This is a genomic window from Pseudoclavibacter sp. RFBJ3 (assembly GCF_002931375.1).
GTDB lineage: Bacteria > Actinomycetota > Actinomycetes > Actinomycetales > Microbacteriaceae > Pseudoclavibacter.
The window spans coordinates 1-1,308 of record NZ_PSXZ01000041.1 but is presented as its reverse complement, the minus strand read 5'-3'; the positions used below and the strand labels follow the sequence as shown (position 1 = coordinate 1,308).

1 protein-coding gene is annotated in these 1,308 nt (G+C 67.7%); it reads left to right on the top strand.

Annotated elements, in window-relative coordinates:
* Positions 1-53: 53 nt before the first annotated feature.
* On the top strand, positions 54-1,308 hold a 1,255-nt coding region (locus tag C5E07_RS19045), incomplete at its 3' end, for an alpha-hydroxy acid oxidase (protein ID WP_104301649.1).

Sequence of the window (1,308 nt, the reverse complement as noted above, 5' to 3'; positions counted from 1 at the left end):
GATCATCCGCTACGACCCGAAGATCACCCGATAGAAGCAAAGGCAGCTGCCCCATGGTGAAACGTCAAGCCCCCAAGCCCCTCGAGCTGCTCGAGCTCATGCAGTTCAAGAAACCCGACCTCAACGGCCGTCGCCGCCGCCTCAACTCGGCGCTCACGATCGAGGACCTGCGGCGCATCGCGAAGCGGCGCACCCCGAAGGCGGCGTTCGACTACACCGACGGCGCCGCCGAGGGCGAGCTGTCGCTGCGCCGCGCGCGCACCGCGTTCCGGGATGTGGAGTTCAACCCGTCCGTGCTGCGCGACGTCGCGAACGTCGACACGTCGAGCACCGTGCTCGGCGGGCCGATGGCGATGCCGTTCGCGATCGCCCCGACCGGGTTCACACGCCTCATGCAGACCGAGGGCGAGACCGCCGGTGCCGGCGCCGCAGCCGCCGCGGGCATCCCCTTCACCCTGTCGACGCTCGGCACGACGACGATCGAAGAGGTCGCGAAGGTCAACCCGAACGGCCGCAACTGGTTCCAGCTGTACGTCATGAAGGACCGCTCGATCTCCTACGGCCTCGTGGAGCGCGCTGCGAAGGCTGGCTTCGACACGCTGCACTTCACGGTCGACACCCCCGTCGCCGGCGCCCGCCTGCGCGACAAGCGCAACGGCTTCTCGATCCCGCCGCAGCTGACCGTCGGCACGATCATCAACGCCATCCCGCGCCCCTGGTGGTGGATCGACTTCCTCACGACCCCGAAGCTCGAGTTCGCGTCGCTCGCGACGACGGGCGGCACGGTCGGCGAGCTGCTCGACTCGGCGATGGACCCGACGATCAACTTCGAGGACCTCAAGGTCATCCGCGAGATGTGGCCGGGCAAGATCGTCATCAAGGGCGTCCAGAACCTGGAGGACTCGAAGACGTTCGCCGACCTCGGCGTCGACGGCATCGTCCTCTCCAACCACGGCGGGCGGCAGCTGGATCGGGCTCCGATCCCCTTCCACCTGCTCCCCGCCGTTGCACGCGAGGTCGGCAAAGATCTCGAGATCGGCGTCGACACGGGCATCATGAACGGCGCCGACATCGTCGCGTCCGTGGCACTCGGCGCGAACTTCACGATGATCGGCCGCGCCTACCTGTACGGCCTCATGGCCGGCGGGCGCGAGGGTGTCGACCGGACCATCGCGATCCTCTCCGACGAGATCATCCGCACCATGAAGCTGCTCGGTGCTCACTCGCTTGAGGAGCTGAACCCGTCGCACGTCACGCAGCTGAAGCGCTACGTGCCGACGACGTTCATCGAAGCGGCCCCCGACCGCG